Source organism: Brumimicrobium oceani (assembly GCF_003143775.1).
Classification (GTDB): domain Bacteria; phylum Bacteroidota; class Bacteroidia; order Flavobacteriales_D; family Crocinitomicaceae; genus Brumimicrobium; species Brumimicrobium oceani.
The window spans coordinates 119,452-144,020 of the sequence record NZ_QFRJ01000004.1; the positions used below are offsets into that span (position 1 = coordinate 119,452).

23 protein-coding genes and 1 tRNA gene are annotated in these 24,569 nt (G+C 36.9%); 5 read left to right on the forward strand and 19 right to left on the reverse strand.

What is annotated here, in order from left to right; translation table 11 throughout:
- Nucleotides 1–2 precede the first annotated feature (2 nt).
- Nucleotides 3–1,100: a fatty acid desaturase family protein gene (locus DIT68_RS07090; RefSeq protein ID WP_109359130.1), complete on the reverse strand. Its 1,098-nt coding sequence runs from the start codon at nucleotides 1,098–1,100 to the stop codon at nucleotides 3–5.
- Nucleotides 1,101–1,501: 401 nt separating this feature from the next.
- On the opposite strand from DIT68_RS07090, the gene DIT68_RS07095 reads away from it, so the two are divergent.
- From DIT68_RS07095 to DIT68_RS07115, 5 genes are all read left to right on the forward strand, one after another.
- Nucleotides 1,502–2,548 (forward strand): Mrp/NBP35 family ATP-binding protein, encoded by a 1,047-nt coding sequence (locus DIT68_RS07095; protein WP_109359236.1) that lies wholly within the window; start codon nucleotides 1,502–1,504, stop codon nucleotides 2,546–2,548.
- Nucleotides 2,549–2,558: 10 nt separating this feature from the next.
- A complete protein-coding gene (locus DIT68_RS07100; protein WP_109359131.1) occupies nucleotides 2,559–2,825 on the forward strand; it encodes a NifU family protein in 267 nt (88 codons plus the stop codon).
- A gap of 16 nt (nucleotides 2,826–2,841) precedes the next feature.
- On the forward strand, nucleotides 2,842–3,177 hold the full coding sequence (locus DIT68_RS07105) for a diacylglycerol kinase family protein (protein ID WP_109359132.1): 336 nt from the start codon (nucleotides 2,842–2,844) through the stop codon (nucleotides 3,175–3,177).
- A gap of 71 nt (nucleotides 3,178–3,248) precedes the next feature.
- A complete protein-coding gene (locus tag DIT68_RS07110; RefSeq protein WP_109359133.1) occupies nucleotides 3,249–4,091 on the forward strand; it encodes a universal stress protein in 843 nt (280 codons plus the stop codon).
- Between the two features lie 182 nt (nucleotides 4,092–4,273).
- Nucleotides 4,274–4,347: transfer RNA gene (locus DIT68_RS07115), tRNA-Asn, on the forward strand.
- A 276-nt stretch (nucleotides 4,348–4,623) separates the two neighbouring features.
- Here DIT68_RS07115 and mgtE read toward each other — a convergent pair.
- The 18 genes from mgtE to mraZ form a co-directional block, all read right to left on the reverse strand.
- A complete protein-coding gene (mgtE, locus tag DIT68_RS07120) occupies nucleotides 4,624–5,964 on the reverse strand; it encodes a magnesium transporter (protein ID WP_109359134.1) in 1,341 nt (446 codons plus the stop codon).
- 166 nt (nucleotides 5,965–6,130) lie between these two features.
- Complete coding sequence (locus tag DIT68_RS07125) at nucleotides 6,131–6,859, reverse strand: YggS family pyridoxal phosphate-dependent enzyme (RefSeq protein ID WP_109359135.1); 729 nt, start codon at nucleotides 6,857–6,859, stop codon at nucleotides 6,131–6,133.
- Between the two features lie 49 nt (nucleotides 6,860–6,908).
- Nucleotides 6,909–7,835, reverse strand: a complete 927-nt coding sequence (locus DIT68_RS07130; RefSeq protein ID WP_109359136.1) for a hypothetical protein — start codon at nucleotides 7,833–7,835, stop codon at nucleotides 6,909–6,911.
- A 271-nt stretch (nucleotides 7,836–8,106) separates the two neighbouring features.
- Nucleotides 8,107–8,553: a GatB/YqeY domain-containing protein gene (locus DIT68_RS07135; RefSeq protein ID WP_109359137.1), complete on the reverse strand. Its 447-nt coding sequence runs from the start codon at nucleotides 8,551–8,553 to the stop codon at nucleotides 8,107–8,109.
- Nucleotides 8,554–8,563: 10 nt separating this feature from the next.
- Nucleotides 8,564–10,186, reverse strand: a complete 1,623-nt coding sequence (ftsZ, locus tag DIT68_RS07140; protein ID WP_109359138.1) for a cell division protein FtsZ — start codon at nucleotides 10,184–10,186, stop codon at nucleotides 8,564–8,566.
- Between the two features lie 29 nt (nucleotides 10,187–10,215).
- On the reverse strand, nucleotides 10,216–11,487 hold the full coding sequence (gene ftsA, locus DIT68_RS07145) for a cell division protein FtsA (protein ID WP_109359139.1): 1,272 nt from the start codon (nucleotides 11,485–11,487) through the stop codon (nucleotides 10,216–10,218).
- 1 nt (nucleotide 11,488) lies between these two features.
- Nucleotides 11,489–12,286, reverse strand: a complete 798-nt coding sequence (locus DIT68_RS07150; protein WP_146194150.1) for a cell division protein FtsQ/DivIB — start codon at nucleotides 12,284–12,286, stop codon at nucleotides 11,489–11,491.
- Complete coding sequence (gene murC / locus DIT68_RS07155; protein WP_109359141.1) at nucleotides 12,283–13,641, reverse strand: UDP-N-acetylmuramate--L-alanine ligase; 1,359 nt, start codon at nucleotides 13,639–13,641, stop codon at nucleotides 12,283–12,285. The genes DIT68_RS07150 and murC overlap by 4 nt, the downstream gene beginning before the upstream one ends.
- The gene (gene murG, locus DIT68_RS07160; RefSeq protein ID WP_109359142.1) at nucleotides 13,641–14,741 is read right to left on the reverse strand and encodes an undecaprenyldiphospho-muramoylpentapeptide beta-N-acetylglucosaminyltransferase; all 1,101 of its coding nucleotides are present in this window, start codon (nucleotides 14,739–14,741) and stop codon (nucleotides 13,641–13,643) included. Before murG ends, murC begins: the two co-directional genes overlap by 1 nt.
- A gap of 1 nt (nucleotide 14,742) precedes the next feature.
- The gene (locus DIT68_RS07165; protein WP_146194151.1) at nucleotides 14,743–15,912 is read right to left on the reverse strand and encodes an FtsW/RodA/SpoVE family cell cycle protein; all 1,170 of its coding nucleotides are present in this window, start codon (nucleotides 15,910–15,912) and stop codon (nucleotides 14,743–14,745) included.
- 64 nt (nucleotides 15,913–15,976) lie between these two features.
- Entirely contained in the window at nucleotides 15,977–16,420 is a 444-nt protein-coding gene (locus DIT68_RS07170; RefSeq protein WP_109359144.1) for a hypothetical protein, read from the reverse strand.
- Nucleotides 16,421–16,431: 11 nt separating this feature from the next.
- Complete coding sequence (gene murD / locus DIT68_RS07175) at nucleotides 16,432–17,775, reverse strand: UDP-N-acetylmuramoyl-L-alanine--D-glutamate ligase (RefSeq protein WP_109359145.1); 1,344 nt, start codon at nucleotides 17,773–17,775, stop codon at nucleotides 16,432–16,434.
- Complete coding sequence (gene mraY, locus DIT68_RS07180; protein ID WP_109359146.1) at nucleotides 17,776–19,020, reverse strand: phospho-N-acetylmuramoyl-pentapeptide-transferase; 1,245 nt, start codon at nucleotides 19,018–19,020, stop codon at nucleotides 17,776–17,778.
- Nucleotides 19,020–20,483 carry a UDP-N-acetylmuramoyl-L-alanyl-D-glutamate--2,6-diaminopimelate ligase gene (locus tag DIT68_RS07185; protein WP_109359147.1) on the reverse strand — a complete coding sequence of 488 codons (1,464 nt, stop codon included), beginning with the start codon at nucleotides 20,481–20,483 and terminating at the stop codon, nucleotides 19,020–19,022. Before DIT68_RS07185 ends, mraY begins: the two co-directional genes overlap by 1 nt.
- Before the next feature lie 3 nt (nucleotides 20,484–20,486).
- Nucleotides 20,487–22,592, reverse strand: coding sequence for a penicillin-binding protein (locus DIT68_RS07190; protein WP_109359148.1), 2,106 nt, complete (start codon nucleotides 22,590–22,592; stop codon nucleotides 20,487–20,489).
- A 65-nt stretch (nucleotides 22,593–22,657) separates the two neighbouring features.
- Nucleotides 22,658–23,071 (reverse strand): FtsL-like putative cell division protein, encoded by a 414-nt coding sequence (locus DIT68_RS07195; protein ID WP_109359149.1) that lies wholly within the window; start codon nucleotides 23,069–23,071, stop codon nucleotides 22,658–22,660.
- The gene (rsmH, locus tag DIT68_RS07200) at nucleotides 23,058–23,987 is read right to left on the reverse strand and encodes a 16S rRNA (cytosine(1402)-N(4))-methyltransferase RsmH (protein ID WP_109359150.1); all 930 of its coding nucleotides are present in this window, start codon (nucleotides 23,985–23,987) and stop codon (nucleotides 23,058–23,060) included. The genes DIT68_RS07195 and rsmH overlap by 14 nt, the downstream gene beginning before the upstream one ends.
- A complete protein-coding gene (mraZ, locus tag DIT68_RS07205; RefSeq protein WP_109359151.1) occupies nucleotides 23,971–24,435 on the reverse strand; it encodes a division/cell wall cluster transcriptional repressor MraZ in 465 nt (154 codons plus the stop codon). Before mraZ ends, rsmH begins: the two co-directional genes overlap by 17 nt.
- Nucleotides 24,436–24,569: the final 134 nt, after the last annotated feature.

A 24,569-nucleotide genomic window follows, 5' to 3' on the forward strand; every position in this document is an offset into this window, starting at 1 on the left:
TTTTAAAGTTGATCTTGATTACCCAATTTCTTCAACATCATCGCATGGCTTTTAATTGCAGAGCCAAATGTTTTTTCGGAATTATATGGTAAACCAAACTCTTCAGCTGTTTCGCGCACAATTTTAGATATCCTTTTATAATGTACATGACATATATTTGGAAACAAGTGATGTTCTACTTGAAAGTTCAATCCTCCAACATACCATGAAAGGATTTTACTATCTGGTGCGAAATTACAAGTATTGATTAACTGACTTACAGCCCAATCTGCTTTGATATTACCCGTTTCATCCGGCATTGGGAAATTAGATGTAGGAACAACGTGAGCTGATTGAAAAATCAATCCCAAGATTACGCCCGTCATGAAATGCATTAGTAAAAACCCAAGTACAGTGAAGTACCATGCTACTGGAGAGAAAATTAAAGGTAGAACTAAGAAAATCACGTGGTACAGCACTTTATGCACAACAATTTTAGAAATTATTCTTGAGAAACTCGCACCTTCAGTCTTTGTTAAACCTAGCTTTTTGTATCTTATTGCTTGTTTAAAATCTTTTACTGTACACCACAAAATGGTCATCAGCCCATAAAGAAACCACGCATAGTAATGTTGATATTTATGAAATGGTTTTCTTTCTTCATGCGGACTAAACCTTAATACTGAACCAGGATCGATATCCTCATCCATTCCAGATACATTGGTATAAGTATGGTGCAAAACATTATGCTGAATCCTCCACATAGCATCACTCCCCCCTACCACAGAAATTAAATCTCCCATAAGGTTATTAACAAATTTGCTTTTTGAGTAAGCGCCGTGATTAGCATCATGCATAATAGAGAGTCCTATTCCTGACATTCCCAGTGCCATCAAGGCCCACATAAGTAGAGAAAGCCAAACAGACTCTACAACGGTAAGAATCATAAAATAAGGGACGAGGTAAAGGGCAAGCATAAATATTGATTTGATTACCATAGACGCGTTTCCGTATTTAGTAGAGTTTGTGTCTTTAAAGTGTTTTCTCACTTTTTTTTGTAGTGTTTTATAGAAATCTACATTACTTGTATTTCTATCAAACTTGATATTTGTATAATCCATAATTAAATTTTAAAATTGCTTTAGCATAAGCGTTTGCAAAGTTAGGAAAATTAATTCTTTTTAACAATATGAAGATGCCTCGCTAAAATCGTCTTAAAGCACAAAGCGCAATAATGACGCCAACATTCTTTTCAAGTCAAAAAAAGTCCAATTCCTTCATATTCATTCCCACCATCAACGTTTTGTAACTAGAAGTTATTATGCATCCCCTACTTTTTATTTGTAGTTGAATGCTCATACTATTTAAGGGAGAGGACAATGATTGTATTGTAAAACAAGGAGATAATCCAAGTGTTCTAACTGAAACTGACTTATGTCTCTTTAGAACATAAATGTTTGTTTTTCTCCGCTAAAAATAGAATAAATCAATACTTTTGAGGAACAAAACAAGAGTTATGGAAATTACAAGAGAAAAAGTTTTAGAAGCATTAGGAAATGTTATAGAGCCAGACCTTAAAAAAGATATAGTATCTCAAAACTTAGTGGATAATTTACAGATTGATGGAAATAAAATAACCCTTTCCGTGAATGTTGTGAACCCAGCAATGCATGCAAGAAAAAGAATGCAAGAAGCGGTTACTTTCACTTTAAAAAGAATATTAGGAGACGAAATTGAGGTAGAGACCGCTGTAAAAGGAATGTCTACTGAGGCAAAAGGGTCAAGAAGAAAGGTTTTACCCGAAGTAAAAAACATTGTAGCCATTGCCTCTGGAAAAGGTGGAGTAGGAAAATCTACAATTACTGCCAACTTAGCTGGCGGACTTGCGAAAGCGGGTTACAAAGTTGGAATTGTAGATGCAGACATTTACGGACCCTCTATGCCCACTATGTTTGATGTGGTTGGTGCACGACCTGCTTCTATTGACGTAGAAGGAGAAACAAAAATGACACCTGTTATTTCTTATGGAATATCAATAATGTCTATAGGGTTCTTCACGGAACAAGACGATGCCGTTGTTTGGCGTGGTCCTATGGCTGCAAAGGCGTTAACTCAAATGTTTACAGACACACACTGGGGAGAGTTAGATTATTTATTAATCGATTTACCTCCAGGCACAGGAGACATACACTTGTCATTGGTTCAGAACATTCCATTAGATGGAGCAATCATCGTTTCCACTCCTCAAGAGGTCGCTTTAGCGGATGCAAGAAAAGGTGTTAACATGTTCCAGTTAGACACAATAAAAGTACCTGTTTTGGGACTTATTGAAAATATGGCGTGGTTTACTCCAGAAGAATTACCAGAATATAAATACTATATTTTTGGTAGAGATGGGGTAAAGAATCTAGCAAGAGGAATGAACCAAAGATTCTTGGGTCACGTCCCATTAGTTCAAAGCGTTCGTGAATCCGGGGATATTGGAAGACCTGCAGTAATGCAACAAAACACAATTGTTTCTGAGGCTTTTGATGAATTAGTTCGTAAGTTTGTGGAGATAACAAAGTAAAAAGAAGTACATGTCTAAAGGAATAGAAACATTAGAAGACGCGGTAATCAAAGCGCTCGACCAGTTGCGACCGTTTTTAGAACAGGATGGCGGCGATATGGAGTTGGTTGAAATAACGGACGACAAAGTGGTTCGTGTTAAACTTTTAGGAGCCTGTAGAGACTGCTCAATGAGCGCAATGACTATGAAAGCAGGTCTTGAAGAAGCTGTTAAAAAAGCTGCTCCGGAGATCTTGAGGGTTGAGGCGGTAGATCCCGCAGAAAACTTTATTAACTAAACAGTAAGACTAAAATATGCTTGGATTTAATCATGCTTTTCGTGGTTTACTCCAAATGTTTCGATCTGAAAGAAACTTTAAAATACATATTTTAATCTTTGCTTTTGTTGCTGCACTAGGGATCTATTTCAACATCTCTTTCAGCGATTGGACTTCCATTTTACTGGTTAGCGGCTTAGTGTTATCATTAGAGGTAATCAACTCCGCAATAGAGAAGGTCTGTGATTTGTACTCGACAGAAAAGAGCGAAAAAATCAAAAACATAAAAGACATAAGCGCAGGGGCAGTTTTAATAGCTGCCCTTTTTGCTGTCGTGATCGGGATGATGGTGTTTTTCCCATATTTCGAATAACTGAAATATTCCCATATTAAGTTGTTAGTTTATTTTATTAAGATTTACTATCTTGAAAAAAAATTATTGACATGAAAAAAATACTTGTACCTACAGACTTTTCAGAATATGCTTTAAACGCGGCTAAACTGGCTGCGAGTATTGCCAAGAAATTTGACGCACGAATTTACTTCCTGCACGTAGTTTCTATGCCACAATATGCCACTGGGATAATGCCAGGACAATCTGGTCAAGATATCGCGGAAGGCTTATTCATATTAAAAAAAGTAAAAATGGATTTTCAGAAATTGCTTGCGCAAGATTTTCTGGAAGGTGTAAATGTTGCCACTGCTATTCAATATAATGGAGTTTACGAATCCATCGTAAATCAAGCCAAAAAACATGAGATAGATTTAATCGTGATGGGAACTCACGGCTCTTCTGGTTATGTGAACGACTTCTTTATCGGAAGCAACACAGACAAAATTGTTCGTTTGTCAGAAACCCCAGTAATCACTACGCGCGAAGAAGTGCTAAATCCAAAATTTGAGAAAATAGTTTTTGCCAGTGACTTTGCAGATGGTGTTGGAAGTTCTTTTAGAAAGATTGCCGATATAGCAGACAAACTAGAAGCAACGGTAGAATTAGTAAGAATAATAACGAGAGATGACTTTTACTTCTCAGGTCCGATGCTAGATGCCATGGAAATATTCGCCAAAGATCATGGGCTATCGAACTACAATTGCCATGTTTTTGCTGCGGAAAGTGTTCAAATTGGAATTAATGAGTTTGCAAAACGTAAAAATGCGGATTTAATTACAACAATTACACAAGGTCGAAGAGGTCTCGCACGTTTGTTTAATGGCTCAGTAACGAGTGATATCATGAAATCTAGTCCACTTCCTGTTTTATCCATTCGATTAGAAAAAAAATAATCCATTGATTATATGACGTTTGCAAAAAAGATTGATTTTTTTTTATTTTTTTTCAATTTTCATTTGGTTTAAAAGAAATAAAATCTCTATATTTGCACTCGCAGTTGAGAAAATGATTTTTTTAAAAAGAACAAGATTTCAACTTTAGATTATAACCAGAACACACATTAAAAGGAATATATTCCTCCTTAGCTCAGCTGGTTAGAGCATCTGACTGTTAATCAGAGGGTCCTAGGTTCGAGTCCTAGAGGAGGAGCAAAAAGCCAGCGTATTTTATACGTTGGCTTTTTTGTTATATCAAAGGTTTCAGGCTCTATGCGAAATACCGTGGGTAATCAATTTTACGCCTAAGAAAATTGATTAGATATAATACAAACCCCCAACAAAATCCTAAAGAATCATAAATCACAACATAATTCACGTGTTCTATGTGATGACCTTCACATCAGAACACCTCTGACGCACAAGGTGTACGAAGGTTTTGCTATTCTTTGCTACTCTTTACACATCGATATCAAGACTGCACTCCTACTTAAAATCCAAAATACCAACTGGCAATGCTAAAGTAAATAATTACCCCACTAATATCGGCTATTGAAGTAATCAAAGGGGCGCTTGCTGTTGCAGGATCTAGTTTTAGTTTGGTGAATACAAAAGGAAGTAGCAATCCAACTGTGCTCCCCATAAGAACGGTTAAGGTCATTGTTAGGGCAACTACAACAATCACTTCCGGAGCTCGAAAACTAGCTACTAAAGCAACTCCTGCGGCCATTGTGAGCCCTAGGAATAATGAAACAACCAACTCTTTCCCTATTAATTTGTACCAATCAGACATTTTAACATCTCCCATGGCTAGCGATCGAATCATTAGGGTTGCAGTTTGAGAACCTGCATTTCCGCCACTATCAATGAGTAATGGAAGAAAGAAAACCAATGCGACAACCGATTGAATGACATTTTCGAAACTTTCTAATACTGCTCCTGAGAAAAGATTCATAAACACCAAAGCCAATAACCAAAAGACACGGTTTTTATACAAATCAAAAATCCTTGCTTTCAAGGGATTTGTGACAGAGCTTTGCATGGCACCGAATTTATGGAAATCCTCTGAGCTTTCTGCATCGGCAATATCCATGATATCATCAAAAGTTACAATACCAATAAGCACCCCTTCTTCACTCACAACAGGCAATGCTACCCTATCATAATTTTTAAACATCTTTATGGCTTCTTCTTGATCATCGGTTGCATTCAAGGCAACAAATTGATGATTAATTAAATTATTTACTGCTTGATTTGGATCTGCCAAAAGCAATTCCTTTATTCTTAAATCATCGAGTAATTTCCAATTTTCGTCAACGATATAAATTACGTTTAATGTTTCTGAATCGTGACCGTATTGACGAATATGCTGAAAAGTATCAATTACGGTGAACTCTGGCTGAACAGCAACATATTCGGTCGTCATTAATCGACCTATACTGTCCTTGGGATAACCCAAAAGCTGATTGGTAATTGCTCTTTGTTCTGGCGAAAGATATTGGATGAGTTTCTGTGCAACTTCTCCTGGAAGCTCCGCTAAAAAAGCAGTTCTATCATCGGGTTCTATATCATTAAGAAGTCGCGCTATTTTTGAAGCATTTTCTGCTAAGCCTTCAATTATTTCTTGTCGCTTATCTTGAGAAAGCCTTTTAAAAACATCTTTGGTTTGTTCGTTGTCCAGTAATCTAAAAATGATAATCTTGTCGCGTTCTGCGAGCTCCTCAAGAAGTTCAGCAACATCATAAGGCTCAATTCGCCCGACTTCTTTTTTTAGTGCTTTCCATTTACCCTCTTTAATCAAGTCGATTAAGCGTGTTTTTATTTCATTCATCTTGGTCAACTTTAAAATGCACACCAATAACAGGAAAATTTAATTGGTTCACAACAGATACAAGAAGAATAGCTGCTTTAAAAACTAATCAACATGAAAATAAAAATCTATAAAAATTTAAGAATACCATCTTATTTATGGAGATTAGGTCTGTATAAGGCCCCCCCTATTTACCTTCATTCCAATAGTAACTATCGGGATAGATGCGTTCACCAAAAATTGCTGTCCCCACTCTTATAATTGTTGCTCCTTCTTGTATTGCAATTTCTAAATCACCGCTCATTCCCATTGAGAGTTCTTTCAAATCCACATTTGGAAGTTGCAGAGCCGTCGCTTCTTCTTGAATACTTTTCAAGAGTTTAAAACATTTTCTCACCTTTTCTGGCTCAGAACTGAACAATCCGATAGTCATTAAACCCTTGATATGAATATTATTGAATTTTGAAACCTTTTTAATTAAATCAAGAGCGTTTTCTGGAGCAACACCAAACTTACTTTCTTCATAAGAAGTGTTTACTTGAACATAAATATCAATTTCCTTTTTCTCAAATTTCAATCTTTGATACAGCTTCTCTGCCAATTCATAGCGATCTATGGATTGGATACAAGTTACCCACTTCAAGACTTCCTTTATCTTATTGCTTTGAAGATGTCCAATAAAATGAACTTCCGGATTCATTTGTGCAATTGCAGTACATTTTTGGGTTAACTCCTGCACTTTATTCTCTCCTATCAAGTTTTCACCTTGTTCCAGGGCAAAGAGAATTTTGTCAGAATCAACAGTTTTAGTGGCCAAAAGTAAGCGCACCTCACTTATGTCTCTGTTTGATTTTTCACAAGCATTTGAAATTCTGCTGTGAATTGTTTGAAGATTTTCTATAATATGTCTAGACATAACTCTTAACTTATGGTAGCAAAGTTAAACAAGTTTACTTCATAGAAAATCAATTGTATTTATCGAAATAGGCATATCTCCTCAACTCTAAAACCTTAATAAAATCCATGGAAATATGCTGAACTAAGACATCATCAATAAGAATAGATTCCTCGTCATACAAGACTTGATATTGCATAATATATTCTCCATTTTTAAATTCTTCTTTCTTGACAAGATTTCCGTATTTATCGTATTCATACACAAAGGTTTTGCTTTGCGAACCAGAAATATTAGAATGAATAGCGATACTGTCCACTTGATTGCGCTGGTTATAGAAAAATTGCGTTGTTTTACTCCCATGCATTCGGTTCATATTTACAACTTCTTCTATTGCCAAACCTTTATTATTGAAACGTGTTAAAACGCTTTTATAAGGCTGATTGCTTGTTGTATAGTATGTTCTTTTTTGCATATTCTCAAAATCCTCATAAGTTGATTTTTCCGATGAAACGATAAAGCGCTCACCCAAAATAAAGTCTGGCGACTTAATGGGAAAAGAAGAAAGTTCTCTGCGAAACTCTTCGTTGATTACCCTTCCTTTCTCATCGTATTTATAAAAGTAGGCGTAATTACCAAAAGCATCACGCTGCCGAATTGCAGTAATATTACCTTGCTCATCGTAGTCGTAAAAGGTAACCAAAGTATCGGCCTCCTTCGTTAATTCAACACTTTCAATTTGCTTTATAAGCTGTCCTTTTCGGTTAAAGAAATAAGATTTGAAATACTCCGTTTCTCTTGGTTTGTCCCCTAATTTATAATGAATTTCGGAACCTGAAATGGACCGAATCTTCTTTTCTCCAATTAACTTTTCATTGAAGTAGGGTCTATTGGTAAAAACCTTTCCATTTGCGTTATCTATTAATTGTGCATTAACATGAGTACCGCAAAAAAGTACGAGTAAAAATATAGCTGTTTTGGAAATATAACTTTTCATACTTCAGATTATTAATTTTGGTTCAGGTAATAAAACTTGTTTTCGATCTTCGGGTGAATCAGTCTAGGCTAGCTTTTATTGTGTTAGACAAAACCATCCGGTAAAACTCTCTACAATGTTGTATTAAAAGACTAAAGGTAATGAAAAACAAGTTATTAATCAAAACAACAAGAAAGGTGGGCTCTAAATGGATATAAACAAACCAAAAAAAAGACCTCTACCAATTTACAGCAGAGGTCTTCATAACCGATTTATATTAACAAGTAATTGGCTATTTATTCAACTCTTCTTTCACTAATGTTGAGATCATTTTACCATCTGCTTTTCCTGCAAGTGATTTTGAAAGTGGCCCCATTACCTTCCCCATATCTTGAGGACCAGTAGCGCCCACTTTTTCAATTTGTTCAATTACTAAAGCCCTCACTTCTTCTTCAGCCATCATTTTCGGCATGTATTCTTCAATGATTTTCGCTTCGAACAATTCGGTTTCAGCTAAATCCTCTCTTCCTTGCTCAACATAAACATTGTACGAATCCATACGCTGTTTATGTAGCTTTATGATGACCTTATTCTCTTTCGCTTCGTCTAACTCTCCTTGTCCAGAAGTAGCCTCGTTTAAAAGTTTTGCTTTGATATCACGCAACGCTCCCAATTTCTCTTTGTCCTTGGCGCGCATTGCGACTTTCATATCTTGATTAATCTTTTCCGTTAAAGTCATTGTTCTATTATTAGTCTACGTTATCGTGTAAGAATGAATTTGTACCGCGAAGTGTTGTGTTATTATCGCTATTCTTTGGATCAGAAACTTCGTATCTTGAAGCAGTATCTCTAGAAGAACTTACAGTATCATCTAAATTAATTTTTCTTCTTTTGAAAGCTGGCTCACGCTCTAATTCGCTCAAACCTTCAGCACTATTTAAGTGTGAAGTATAGTTGCGAATGCGCTCCAAACGCTCCTGAGTTCTTCTTTGTTGTTCTTCTTGTGTAATCTCATGAGAGGTAACATTTCCTTCAAAAGAAGTTTCCTCATCCATTTCATCATCCAAGAAAAAACGTTTAACTTCTTCTTTTTTCTCTGCTGTTTCACTAGTGTTTTTCACCTCTTTGCTTTCTTCAGAGTTTTGATCAGAAGAATTTGTAGTACTTGATGGTGTAGAAGAAGTTGGTGTTGGAACAACTGTTTTCACTTCCCAGTTCATGGTTGGCGCCGCTGGTTCTTCCACTTTATCAACAGCTTCATCCTCTTTAGACTTAATATATGGTTCTTCAACCTTTGGCTCCTTGTATTGGTTCTGCGCAATTGCAGAAGTCAAAGGAGTTGAAATCTCTTTTTTACTTTCCTCCTCTAGTACTTGAACTTTTTTTTCAGGTGCTTTTTCAAAACCAGTTACTGGAGAGTGATTAAATCCTGTAGCAATAATAGTAACACTCAACGACTCACCTAATGTTTCATCGTAGCCATGTCCCCAAATCACATCTGCAGTAGAACCTGCTTCATCTTGAATGTAATCTGTGATGTCGGAAATCTCGTCCATCAATACTTCTTTTGCACCATAAGTGATGTTCAACAATACGTACTCTGCTCCAGAGATATCGTTATCGTTCAATAATGGAGAAGATAATGCAGACTGAACCGCTTCCATTGCTCTGTTATCACCTTCAGCAACAGCAGAACCCATAACAGCAACTCCACTGTCTTTCATTACGGTGTTCACATCATTGAAATCTACGTTGATAGCACCTGTAACAGAAATCACATCAGCAATTCCTTTTGCGGCAGTTGCCAAAACATCATCGGCCTGAGCAAATGCATTTCCTAATGTTAAGTTTCCTGAGATTTCACGCAATCTTTCGTTGTTGATTACCAATAAAGTATCAACAGATTGGCGCATTGTTTCTAGTCCTTCCTCTGCTTGCTGGCGACGTTTTCTTCCTTCAAAATTGAAAGGAACGGTTACGATACCTACAGTTAAGATTCCTAATTCTCTTGCTACTTTTGCAATAACAGGCGCTGCACCAGTTCCGGTTCCACCACCCATTCCTGCTGTAACAAAAACCATTTTGGTATTGTTTGAGAGTAGTTCTCTAATGTCATCAATATTTTCAATTGCTGCATTCATTCCTATTTCTGGAATAGAACCAGCCCCTCTTCCTTCTGTTAATGATGGTCCAAGTTGAATTTTATAAGGTACAGGGGAAATATCGAGTGCCTGACGATCAGTGTTACAAACAATGAAGTCTACTCCATCAAAACCCTGGTTATACATGTGATTCACCGCGTTGCTTCCTCCACCACCAACACCAATTACTTTGATGATTGACGAGTGATCTTTTGGGATATCAAATTCCATATTATTTATTTTTATCGGTTGCTAATTAATTATTCTACATCTTCTTCAAACCAGCTTTTCCCTTTTTCTAGGAGCTTATCGAAGAATGATCCTTTTGTTTTTTTCGAATGACCTTTGACCGCTGCAATAGAGCGTTTGTTGCGTTCATTCGATTCAAAACCTTTCAATACAAGCCCAACACCTGTTGCGTACATTGGACTCGTTAATTCTTCTTTGGTAGCAGATTGTCCTAAGTGCTCGTTAGGATAACCGATACGAGAATTCATTCCCGTAACGTATTCAAACAGTTGATTAATATTGTTTAATTCTGCTCCACCACCTGTTACAACAATTCCACCAATGAGTCTTTTCTCATATCCTGAATTTTTAATTTCGTAATAGACGTGTTCAATAATTTCTTCCATTCGCGCCTGAATAATTCCAGACAAGCTTTTAATGGATATTTCTTTTGGCTCTCTTCCTCTTAATCCCGGAATACAGACCACCTCATTTTCTTGACTTTCGCTGGCCAATGCACTACCAAACTTCACTTTTAAAGATTCTGCTTGGCGTTGTAAAATTGTGCATCCTTCTTTGATGTCATCTGTAATTACATTTCCTCCAAAAGGAATAACTGCAGTATGACGAATGATTCCTCCATGGAAAATTGCGATATCCGTTGTTCCACCGCCAATATCAACTAAAACCACACCTGCTTCTCTTTCTTCATCGGAAAGAACAGCTGCTGCACTCGCCAAAGGCTCCAAAATCGTTTCGTCTACTTCAAGATCGGCTTTGTGAATACACTTTTGAATATTTTTTGCCGCCGCAATTCTACCTGCGATAATGTGAAAATTAGCTTCCATTCGAACGCCAGACATTCCAATTGGATCGATAATTCCTTGTTCCCCATCAACAATATATTCTTGAGGAAGTACGTGAATAATTTCTTCACCTGGCTCCATCACTAACTTGTACATGTCGTCAATCAACGCATCAATATCCGCTTGCGATATTTCTTCATGCGTTGAATTACGGGTGTAGATTCCGCGGTGTTGTAAACTTTTAATGTGCTGTCCAGCGATTCCAACATTCACCAAACCAATTGTCAACTCACCTTCCACCTGCTCTTGTGCTTGGTTTACAGCTTCTCTAATTGAATTAACTGTTTTTTCAATATTGGAAACCATTCCACGTGTTACACCGTGCGATTCAGTTTTTCCCATAGAAAGGATTTCAATCTTACCATGTTCATTTTTACGTCCAACAAAACAAGCTATTTTTGTTGTTCCAATATCAATTCCTACAATTATTTCTGACATCTTATTCTTTTTTCTTGGCTACAATTTGATCTTTAAATTTCAAATTGATTGATTCATATTTGCTCCATCCTTCGTAAGGAATCACTTCTTCATAAAAGGTGGTTAACTTTTTAAACTTGTCTGCAACCATCTCATCTGAATCTGCTGCTCCAAAAATGATTTTTTGTTCACCAACCCTTGGAATCATAACAAAACCGTCCTCTTTCGTGTAATGAACCTGAACAATTTGTGCATTATAAAAAGCATCATTACAAACATAGTTCGAAATACGATAGATTTGATCCATCTTACAGATAGTTTTCAAACTATCATTGTTAATTATTTGGTTGTAACCCAGCTTAGGACTAATGAGTTGTTCTAAACCCGTGAAAGCAAGTATTTTTGGTTTAGCGTACGGTGAAAGGCGCATTAATTCATAATCATTATCAATATAAAAATCATCAACACCTTGGGCGATCAACCGCGCAATTGGTCTTCTTGTTTTTACGTCTATATGCCATTTATTGTCCAACTGAACATAAACATCAGCCGTTAAAACTTCATTCATTCCTTCCAAATAACCCTCTATTGCATCAATTTTTAGCTCTGATTTTTGCAAACTATCCCTAAACAAATGTAAAACACGCAATTCGTTCAACAACTCCTCTTCTGTTAACAAGGAAATTCCATCCTGAACAGTTAATTCAATAATAGGTTTTTGCAAACGTTGATCGGCTATTTTTTCATTCGCCGCAATCAACAAAAAAACTGTTCCACCAAAGATGAATACTAAAAGCGCTATTTTGAGGAATTTCATCATGAAAATAACTTCGCTATGGGTTCAACAAGTCTATCTATGTTTCCCGCTCCAACGGTTAATACCACCCCTTTTTCTATCTCGGAAACGGCTTTTAAAGCATCATCTGGAGTTAAAACCCGTGACTTCGTAGTCATCATTTCTGATAATGCCTCACTTGTAATTCCTTCAATAGCTTCTTCTCTCGCCGGATAAATTGGCAATAGAACTACATTATCCGCCTTCCCCAACGCGTTAGCAAATTCTTGCATAAAATCTTGTGTTCGGGAGAATAAATGAGGCTGAAATACCACATGAATAGGCAAACCTTTATAAATTAATCGAACAGAATCTAACAAGCTATTTATGGCCGTTGGATGGTGAGCATAATCGTCGATATAAATAAGATTTTCTTTTTGCGCGACTAATTCAAATCGGCGTTTAACACCTTTAAAACTTTCTAAAGCTGGCTGAATTTCTTCCATTTTAATTCCGATAGATTCACATAGCGCGATCACAGAGATGGCATTTTCGGCATTATGAATCCCTGGCAAACCAAGAATCACATTTTTGAAAATTTTGGTTGGCGTTTCCACCGTCATCATAAATTTCCCGTCTTCCATTCTAAGTCCGCTGCCTTTGTAGTCGGTTTGAACTGAAGTTTCAACACCGTAAGTTAACCTTGGTAAATCCTTACAAACATCAACGGAATGATGAACAACTAAAACCCCGGTTGGTGCAATTAAATGCCCGTATTCTTCAAAAGCTTGAACCAAGGCTTCTTTACTTCTGTAGATATCTAAATGATCAGCATCTGTTGAAGTAATTATTGAGGAAAAAGGTTTTAGTTGATGGAAGCTTCTGTCGTATTCATCTGCTTCAACCACCATTAATTGGCTAGAAGCCTCTATGAGCAAATTCGAATTAAAATTGGCGCTAATACCACCTAAAAAGGCGTTACATTTTTCCCCAGTAGAAGACAAAACATGCGCAAGCAAGGTAGAAGTTGTTGTTTTACCGTGAGTTCCGGCAACGGCTAAAGTCTTAAATTCTGCAGTAATGCTCCCCAATACTTCTGCACGTTTTTGAATTGTAAAACCGTTCTCTCTAAAATATTTTAACTCTTTCAGATCTGAAGGAACTGCAGGTGTAACAACTACTAAAGTTGAGGAAGGATCTCCAACAATTAGTTTTACTTCGTCTCCAAGATCATGATAATGAATGTCTATTCCTTCGTAATAAAGTTTCTTGGTTAAAGGAGTTTCGGTTTTGTCATATCCAACAACACGGATTTCCTTTTGGTTAAAATAACGTGCAAGCGCAGACATTCCGATTCCTCCGATTCCAATAAAATAAATATTTGAATAATTTCGTGTCATTACGCCAATATATTTTTGATCACATTTACAATTCGTTCATCCGCATTAGAAATTCCTTTCTTTTGAATGTTTGTTGCCAATTCTTTTTGTTCTTCCAAAGCGTTAATTAATTCCATTAATCTAGGAACCAATTTTTCTCTTGCTTCACTATCTTTTACCAAAATCGCGGCTTTGTCTTTCACTAAAGCCATTGCATTTTTGGTTTGATGATCTTCTGCCACATTCGGAGAAGGAACCAAAACAATAGGTTTTCCAATAATGCACAATTCAGAAATCGCAATTGCACCAGCACGAGAGACAATAATATCGGCGACAGCATAAGCCATTTCCATTTCATTAATGAATTTCGTGAGCACAATTCCTGTCATGTCGAGATCCTTAGTTTTGGCCAACATCTCGTCATATTGATAACTACCGGATTGCCAAATCAATTGCACATTATTCTCTTGAAGTAGTTTAATTTTGTCTACAACACTTTCGTTTAATGTCTTTGCCCCCAAACTTCCTCCAACCACTAAAACAGTTTTCTTGTTTGGATCTAAATTATAATGGGCGATTCCTTTCTCTTTTAAACCTTCAATTTGAACGACTTCTGCCCTTACAGGATTCCCTGTAATTTCTATTTTTTGAGCAGGAAAAAAGCTTTCTAATCCATCGTAAGCAACACAAACTTTTGTTGCTTTTTTAGAAAGAAATTTATTTGTTTTTCCTGGGTAAGAATTTTGTTCTTGAATAAGTGTTGGAATACCCAACATACTGGCGATTTTTAATGTTGGAGCACTTGCATAACCTCCGACTCCAATCACCACATCTGGATTAAAATTCTTAATAATTCTTCTGGCCTTCATTAAAGAAGCCAGAATTTTAAAAGGCAATGATAAATTCTTAATTGTAATTCGGCGTTGGAACCCACTGATCCACAAGCCTTCAATTTTATATCCTGCTGCAGGAACGCGCGTCATTTCCATTCTTCCTTCAGCCCCAATGAATAAGATTTCTGCTTTGGGAAATTCCTTCTTAATACGATTCGCAATGGCAATGGCCGGAAATATATGTCCGCCAGTTCCACCACCCGATATAATTACCTTTTTGATGCTCATCTTATTCCGTTTTTAAGTTTGAATTCAAGGACTCCCCTTTTGGATCATTTTTATGTGCAATACTCAGCACAATTCCCAAAGAAACGCAGCTCATCACCATGGCCGAACCTCCCATTGCCAAGAAGGGCATATTTTGACCCGTAACAGGCATCAAACCAGTACAAACAAACATATTTACCATAGCTTGGGTTAATAACAATAATCCTATCCCAATAGACAGATAAGTTTCGAATAAATTTTTAGAATTTAATCCTATTCTTAAGATACGATAAAATAGAATAAGGTACAAAAAGATCAGGAAAACGGCGCTGATTAACCCAAATTCTTCCACAAAAGAAGAATAATAAAAATCTGCATAAGCTTCTGGAGTATAGTGCTTCAAATCTCCATCTCCTACTCCAACACCCGTATAACCTCCGTTATGAATGGCTAATTTGGCATTGATGGCCTGCATATTTTCAATGGAAGCCCCTTCAGAACCATAGGCTTTAAAGAATCGGTTTACCCAAGTATCAAAACGAGGAAGAAGATTCATTGCGGGAAGAGCGATATGCGTTAATACAAGCGCTCCAGCCAATACAGCTCCACTTCCGATAACGGTAAATATTTTACTCATGGGGAATTTACCAACAAACAATAACAATAAACTTACCATGAAGATAATGGCCGCAGTAGAGAAATTATCTTTTGCAATGAGTCCACAAATCAACAAAATTGGACCAACAACAGAGAAGAGACTCTTTTTCCAAGAATCGAAATAGTCGCGGTTACTCACCAAGCGGCGAGAAAGTAAAATGACCAATGCCAGTTTCGCAAAATCGGAACTTTGGAAGGTTAACCCAATGATGGGAACCCTTACCCAACGCGATGCATCGTTTACTCGAACTCCAAAGAAGAAAGTAAATACCAATAGTGCGATGGCAATGATAAATATAAATTTAGATAGCTTTTCAATATATTTAGGATCCTGCCGATGAACCCAATACATTACAAAGAAACCAATACCAATATAAATTGTATGCTTAAACAAATAGCTAAATGGTGTTCCACCTTCCGTTTTCACCAAAATAGGAACAAAGCTGTAGACACTCACCATTGACAATCCCAAAAACAAAATTGTGACGATCCAGATGACTCTGTCTCCTTTTAGATATTTGAATATGTTTTGCACTTATGTCTTTTTATTATCCTTATAAAACTATCTCAATTCTTATGGTTTAGCCTTGATTACAGTACTAAAAGTGAAGCTGCTTTTCAAAATAATACCTCCATTCCTTGGAGAATACTAAACCTCCTTCATTATAAACCATAATCAAATCAGTTTGCGCATCGTTTGTCTTTTGTAAAGCAGTTGCAATACTATTTCTAAACCATTCAACTCGCTGATCATCCTCAATTTCGGAAATTTCCTCGCTCATCCATTCAAAAGAAATAACTTTATGAAGTTCTCCTTTCTCCCATACTTTATCGTCAAGATCAAGCTCTTTTCCATCATCGATAAAGAAGTAAACAGAAGGTACTTCATTGCCAACCTCAGTTTTTAATTCAGGTGAAAGTTTTAATTCTTTCCAATGAAAGCAAGGAGTAGCCTCGTACCATTTCTGCATAAATCGGAATTTAAAATCTTCCAAAGCATTTTCTCGGGCAATTCTTACTACATCCTCTATGGAATTATTCATTACTCTGAATTTTAAAGTGAACGGACAGCGTTTTTAAATTGCTGACCACGGTCTTCATAGTTTTCAAACAAATCGAAACTGGCACAAGCTGGTGACAACAAAACTGTTTCGTCCTTCTTAGCAAATTGATATCCATAACCTACTGCTTCAACAGGAGATTGTGTTTCGATAATTGTATCGACAATTCCAGAAAATGCGTCAATAATTTTTGAATTGTTTTTACCCAAACAAACGATAGCTTTTACCTTCTCTTGAACCAAGGGAATCAATTCTTCGTAGTCGTTTCCCTTGTCTACACCTCCTACAATCCAAACCGTAGGATTATGCATGCTTTCTAGGGCGTACCAAGTTGCATTGATATTTGTTGCCTTTGAATCGTTGATGAATTCTATACCATTTACTTTGGCTACAAATTCTAAACGGTGTTCAACATTTGTGAAGTCTGCTAAACTTTCACGGATATTATCTTTACGTAATTCAACCAATCTGCCAGAAATACCTGCAACCAGAGAGTTTTGTACGTTGTGCTTGCCTTTTAGGGCTAAATCATGAATCGACATAGTTAATTTATTTTTTATTGTTATTGTTTGATCTTCATCTCTATAAAATCCTCCTTCAACTGATTCATCTTTCAGTGAAAAAGGAAGTGTTTTCGCATTGATTTTATGCGTTTTTAATTGTTTTTCAATCTCTTTATCATCCGCGTTGTAGATAAAAACATCGGCTGCTGTTTGATTTTGAATAATTCTCATTTTCGCTTTTCCGTACTCAGAAATACTTTCGTTGTAGCGATCTAAATGATCGGGCGTAATATTTAACAGCACTGCGATATCGGCTTTAAATTCATACATGTCCTCCAACTGAAAAGAACTCAGCTCTAGCACATAATAATCCGCTTCATCTTTAATTATACTTCTAGCGAAACTCACCCCAACGTTTCCAGCCATTTCTGCCAACAATCCACCGCCTTTTAACACATGATGAACAAGGTAAGTTGTTGTTGTTTTTCCGTTACTTCCTGTTATCGCAATCAATTTTGCAGTGGTATAGCGGGCCGCAAATTCAATATCGCAAATGGGTCTTAACCCCACTTTTCGGATTTCTTTAATTAAAGCACTGCTATTAGGAATACCCGGACTTTTTATTATTTCATCTGCCGACAAAACCTTCTCCATTGAATGACCGCCTTCTTCCCACGCTATAGCATTTTCATCCAGCTCGGTTTTGTATTTATCCTTTATTTTACCCGCATCTGAAACAAAAACATTATATCCTTTGAATTTCGCCAAAAGCGCAGCACCGACTCCACTTTCGCCAGCGCCCAAAATCACGATATTTTGCTTTTTCGTTTCCACTTATCTCAATTTTAAAGTAACGATGGTAATTACAGCCAGTAAAATCCCTACAATCCAAAAGCGTGTTACAATTTTCGCCTCGTGCATTCCTTTTTTCTGATAATGGTGATGCAGCGGAGCCATCAAGAAAATTCGTCTTCCTTCTCCAAACCTTTTCTTGGTTATTTTAAACCAACCCACCTGCAGAATAACAGATAGGTTTTCGATTAAGAACACACCACACAAAACAGGAATTAGTAACTCTTTACGAATAGCAATTGCAAAAACTGCGATAATTCCTCCTATCGCTAAACTACCTGTATCGCCCATAAATACTTTCGCAGGATAAGAATTGTACCATAAAAAACCGATACAAGCCCCAACAAAAGCTGCAATGAAGATGACAAGTTCCTCCGCATAAGGAATATACATGACATCAAGATAATCCGCGAATTGTACGTGGGCACTAACATAGGCTAAAACCGCCAGGGCAATTCCAATAATTGCAGAAGTTCCAGTGGCCAGCCCATCTAATCCATCGGTCATGTTTGCACCATTTGAAACCGCAATTACAATAAAAATCACAATTGGAATAAAAATGATCCAACCCCAAGATTGGGCGTCTTCACCCAAAAACCAATTGTAGTTGATTTCGTTATTCTTCACAAAAGGAATTGTCGTTGTCATATCCCTTGTTTCTATCCACTGTGTGTTTTCACCAGGAACACTTCTGTGCGAATCCGTCACGAAGGTTTCCCCAGCTTTCAACTCATAAGTCGAGGCTACTTCTTTATGCACTTTTACATCTGGATGAAAAAAAAGCATGGCCCCCACAATAATACCTACACCAATTTGACCAACTACTTTGAAACGCCCTGCTAAACCATCTTTGTTTTTCTTCAGAATTTTAAGATAATCATCTAAAAAACCTATAAAACCTAGCCAAACAGTGGCAATTATCATGGTGAGCACATAAACATTATGCAATTTGGCAAAAAGTAAGGTGGGAATAAGAATTGCGCCAATAATTATCAAACCACCCATAGTTGGGGTTCCTTCTTTTTCTTTTTGTCCTTTCAACCCCAAATCCCTTACACTTTCGCCCATTTGCAGCGTTCGTAAGAGATTAATCAGTTTATTCCCAAAAAGCACAGAAATAATTAAGGACGTAATTAACGCCATTCCCGATCTAAAAGAGATGTAGCCGAATACTCCTGCGCCCGGAATATCGAATGTATCTAAGTAATTAAATAAATAGTACAGCATTATTTCTCAAATTTGATTAGTAATTCTTTCAATATTTCTAAATCATCGAAGTCGTGTTTTACTCCGTTAATTTCTTGGTATGTTTCATGTCCTTTACCAGCGATTAGTATAATATCTCCCGGTTCAGCCATGCTGCAGGCCGTTTTAATTGCCTCTTTCCTGTTTGTGATACTGATTGTTTTTTTGAAATGCTCCCCGCCAACGCCTGTCATCATTTCTTCTATGATTGCCTCAGGATCTTCTGTTCTTGGATTGTCGGATGTAAGGATTAGCTTATCACTCCATTCACAACCAATCGCTGCCATTGTAGGGCGCTTTGTTCTGTCACGATCACCACCACAGCCTACCAAAGAAAATACTGTTTCATTTCCTGTGCGGATATTTTTAATGGTTTTTAGTACGTTTTCTAATGCATCTGGAGTATGTGCATAATCCACAATTCCGATTACGCCAGTTTCACTTTTAAAATATTCAAAACGACCTTCTACCGATTTTAATTCTGACATTACGCGCATTACTTCCAATTGATCTTCCAACAACTGATCAGCAATGGCATAGACTAAAAGTAAATTGTAGGCATTAAAATCTCCAATTAATTGTGTGTACAACTCCGTTCCATTAATGGAAAGTACCAATCCTGAAAAATTATTTTCTACAACTTTCGCTTTATATTCTGCAACGCTCTTCAATCCGTAAGTTACTTGGCGAGCTTTTGTATTTTGAAGCATTACATCGCCATTTTTATCATCTGCATTCGTAATTGCAAACGCGGAAGCCGGCAAATCATCAAAGAATTTTTTCTTTACATTAATGTATTCTTTGAAGGTGTTGTGGTAATCCAGATGTTCGTGTGTAATATTTGTAAAAGCTCCTCCTGAAAAGTAAATATTGCCCACTCTATTTTGATGAATGGCATGCGAACTCACCTCCATAAAACAATATTCACAACCAGCATCTACCATTTCAGCAAGTAGTTTATTTAAGCTCACTGCATCAGGAGTTGTTCTTTCAGTTGGAATTGAGGTGTCATTTATTTTATTCACTACGGTAGAAATCAAACCTACCGGAATTCCCATCTTCATAAAAAGACTGTACAAGAGAGTTGTCGTTGTCGTTTTTCCGTTCGTTCCAGTAATTCCAATCAACTTAATCTTCTTTGAAGGTTGATCATAAAAATTATTGGCTAAAACAGAAAGTGTTTTGTGCGCGTCATCCACAACAATGTAATTAATTCCATTTTTTATATCGCTTGGTTTTTCTTCACAAATAATAGAAGTAGCTCCTTTCTCAATTGCTTTATTAATGAAATTATGTCCATCAACTACAGCTCCTTTTATAGCCACAAATAAATCATTATCCTTAACTTCCCGTGAATCAAAAACAATTTGATTTATCTCAGTTGCTGTTGTTCCCACTACTTCTTTTATGGAACTCCCATACAATATGTCGCGTACACTTTTCACTTTCTAATTCTGTTTTAATTGTAATTTGATAAGTCCGCCAGGAACTGATCTTGAACCAGCTACCAATGATTGACGCACTACAGTACCGTAACCTTCGGCATTGACTATTAACCCTTGTTTTTCTAACAAATACATTGCATCACTCAGTCCCATTCCTCTTACATCAGGCACCCTATCTTTTTTAACTGAATAATCACTGAATGAAACTGCTTTTCCGTTGGCTGTTCTTGTTCTCACCCAGCTTTGATTTCCTTTAAATTCCTTTTTCACATCAAAGCGATTTAAAACCGTATTGATATCATATCTACTTCCGTTTTGGACATAAGGAACACTGGCAATAGAAGGTTTTTCGTTTACTGCTTTGTGGTAATTGTAGCTTGAAGCATAGACTTTATTAGCGATTGCAGAAAAAACGGTTCCTGAAACCGATGCACCATAAATATCATCTGTTGGCGCGGCAATAACCACGATACAAGAATATATGGGATCATCTGAAGGAAAGAATCCAGCGAAAGAGGCAATGTATTTCTTCTCTCCTTCAGCTCCATATCCTTTGTTTCTATTGGCTATTTGAGCCGTTCCTGTTTTCCCAGCGATTTTAAAAAATGTTGAACTCAATTTCTTACCAGTCCCGTTAATCATCACTCCTTCAAGCGCTTCTTTCATCACGTCAATTGTTCCTTGACTGCTAATTTTCTCTCGAACTACAATTGGCTCAAACTCTTCAACTACTTTTCTATTGTTAATTACTTTGGTTACAAATTGCGGCTTCATGTATTTCCCGTCGTTGGCCACAGCATTATAAAACGCCAACAATTCTAAGGGTGTTAATTGAAATTCATATCCGATTGCCATCCACGCTAATGAACCTCCCCACCATTGAGAATTTCCAGGCATTGAAAAAGATGGATCTACTTCTCCCAAGATATTTATTCCTGTTCTGCTGGTCAATCCAAACTGCTGCATTCTGTCTAAATACCTGCTTGGTTCGCTTCTGTAGCTATTAAATATCACTTTTGAAATCACGTTAGAAGACTGTTCAAACGCCTCCTTAATAGTAATTTTTCCATAGCCGTAAGGTCGAGAATCGCGTAAGCTTCTGTCGTAGAATTCATATCTCCCTACAGCGTTCACGGTGTCCGTCATTTTGATTTTACCGTCTTCAAGCGCAGCCATTAAAGAAGCCAACTTCATCGTTGAACCAGGAACTTCTCTTGTTCCAATGGCATGATTGTAAACTTCGCCATAATCTCCCGAACTGGTTTTTTGAAGATTTACCATCGCTTTTACGAAGCCTGTTTTCACATCCATTACTACCACACAACCGTAGCGACCTCCTTTATTTTTCAATTGGTTTTCGAGTTCGGTGTGGGCCACTTCTTGAATGTCTTTATCTATAGAGGTTACAACGTCATACCCGTTAATTGCCTCTCGAACAATTGTACCTGTTGGCTTCCACGAGTGAGATATTTTTTGTTCCACCACTACTCCATTTTGTCCAGCCAAGTACTTATTGTATGCACCTTCGAGCCCAACAAAAAGCGTATCTCTCTCACTGCTTTTCACATATCCTAAAGTACGCGCCAACAAATCATCATTGGGACGTTTACGAATTATTGTTGCATTATTATCGATAATTCCTCCTTTGTATCTTCCTTTTTCGAAAATTGGTAATTCACGAAGTTGTTTTCTTACTTCATTGGTTACTTTCTTTTGAATTAGAACATATCTTCTTTTTCTTGCCCTTGCCTCACGTAAATACTCTTCATATTCGCGTGCTGTTTTATCCTTAAATATCTTTGCTAAACCAACACTTAGCCCACCAATTCCTTTTGTCCAAAGCTCTTCTTTGACTGTTAAAGGATCCATATAGATATCATAAAAGGACACTGAGGTTACCAAAGGATTAAGGTGAACATCTAAAATTTCACCTCTTCTTGGCTCTACGATAGCAGAACGCTGTTGCAACTTATCAGATGTTGTGGTGAAAATATTATCACGTCCATCCATGATAATAGAAAAAGTTCTAAATACAACCACAAGCATAGCCATGACTACTAAAAAGTAGATCAAATACGTTCTTATTATTACAGCTTTTGGCAACTTCATTTCTACAACTATTATTCAGGCAACCTATACTTTGATATTAAAAAGGATACCATTTCAGACTTCCCTTACTCTTCTTCTTTAATCCTAATCACCTTTGTTGGATTAATTGTTTCTCTCAATCCTAAAGGCTTCAATTTCTCAATCATTTGAGTTCTTCTTGTTAACTCTTCCAATTTTGCTTTCGTTTCTACATAATCTGCTGTGATATCTCCAACAGCTTTCTCCTCTTTTGCGATATCGTTAGCCAACTGATTCACGTAATATCCTTTTGACACCATCAGTATCATCAAGAAAATAATGAAGAAGATGTAATTCAGGTTATTCATCACAAAGTCCTTCGTTAAAAAGTCTCCATTCATGATTTGCACCAGTGACTGCGACTGCTTTTTACTCGCTGCTGCAAAACGACCACTTTTTTTCTTCTTCTTTTTGGTCTTTGCTTTTTCTTGCTTATCTGATATGTAATTATTCCCCTTCATTTCTTTCTGCAACCCTTAACTTAGCACTTCTTGCTCTAGAATTACGTTCTAATTCTTCCTCATCCGCTACAGTTGGTTTTCTAGTTATTCCTTTAAAAGGCTTTAAAACATTTCCAAAAAAGTCTTTTTCCACCTTACCATCAAAACTTCCGCTTTTTATGTAATTCTTAACTAATCGATCTTCTAAAGAATGGTAAGACATTACCACCAATCTTCCTCCAGGCTTCAAAACCTCTGCTGTTTGCTCCAACATTCTTTCTAAGACATTCATTTCATCGTTTACTTCGATACGAATGGCCTGAAAAACTTGGGCATAAAATTTATTTTCTTTGAATTTTGGCGCGATGGGCTCTAAAACCGCTATCAACTGTCCTGTTGTGGCAATTGGAGCAGCTTGACGCTTTAAAGTTATTGCTTGAGCAATACGACGAGGAGATTTCACTTCACCGTACTTTCCTACCATGGTCATGATTTGCTCTTCCGAATATTCATTGACCACATCATAAGCCGATGCACCACTTCTTTGGTTCATTCGCATGTCTAATTTCTCATCAGAACGAATGCTAAAACCTCTTTCTGGCTCATTGAATTGATGAGAAGAAACACCAAGATCCGCTAGAATTCCATCCACTTTTGAAATCCCTAGCATACGCAGTTGGTTTTTCAAGAAGGAGAAATTAGAAGCTACAAAATGAAAATTTGGCGCAGTCCAAGCGTTTTTCTTCGCATCTGCATCCTGATCAAAAACAATCAACTTCCCTTTTTCTGAAAGCAATTTAAACATCTCTCTTGCATGTCCACCACCTCCAAAAGTAAGGTCAACATAAATGCCATCTGGATGAATATCCAAACCATCAAGACATTCTTGAAGCATTACCGGAACGTGGTATTCGTATTGATTATTTTTCTCCTCCATCTTCTATATTACCCATTACCTCATCTGCTAAATCAGCAAAATCTGACATGCTTCCTTCTATCATTTCGAAGTACGTGGATTTATCCCAAATTTCTATTCGGTCATTATAAGCAATCAGCATCGCTTCTTTACTTAGACCGACACGTTCCATGTGCGCCGTTGGAATCAAAACACGTCCTGTTTTATCAAGCGACACATCTTTTGCACCTTGATGAAACAATCTGTAAAACATTCGATTCTTTGGTTTAAACAAATTGATTTTAGAAAGAGATTCGCTCAACTTTTCCCATTCATTCATTGGGTAAAGGGTTAAACATTCTTCAAAACCTTTGTTCAACATAAAACTTTCTTGGGCAGCAGGAGACAGTTGCCTTCTCAAATGAGAGGGAAATAAGAAACGCCCTTTGGCATCCAATTTCACTTCATATTCTCCTACTAATCCTGCCATGTTCTTTAATAATGCGTAAAAATAATGGAAAATCTACCACTTTTTACCACTTTAAAACAAGTGTTGAAAACTATTTACGCAATACCACAGATAAAAGTTACAATTATTTCAACTAATCCTTTCTTGTAGCAACA